Origin of the sequence: Streptococcus humanilactis, assembly GCF_019448275.1 — a bacterium.
GTDB lineage: Bacteria > Bacillota > Bacilli > Lactobacillales > Streptococcaceae > Streptococcus > Streptococcus humanilactis.
Genome location: NZ_JAHXBZ010000055.1, coordinates 1 through 217, shown reverse-complemented (window position 1 = coordinate 217; position 217 = coordinate 1). Strand labels below are relative to the sequence as shown.

The window sequence follows — 217 nt, the reverse complement described above, 5'->3', positions numbered from 1 at the left end:
TCATTTGTAGATGAAAGTGGTAAGCCAGTTTCACCAAATGAAGAAGGTAACCAACCTAAGAAAGACGTTCCAGGATATGAGTTTGTAACAACTACAACTGATAAAGAAGGTAACGTAACTCACGTTTACCGTAAAGTAGTTAAGACAACAACATCATTTGTAGATGAAAGTGGTAAGCCAGTTTCACCAAATGAAGAAGGTAACCAACCTAAGAAAG

Annotated in this window: 1 protein-coding gene; it reads left to right on the top strand. The window is 36.9% G+C overall.

All coding sequences use genetic code 11. The annotated features are described in order from the left end of the window. A partial coding sequence (locus KV696_RS09845; protein WP_258318599.1) for a hypothetical protein occupies window positions 1-217 on the top strand: 217 nt, incomplete at both ends.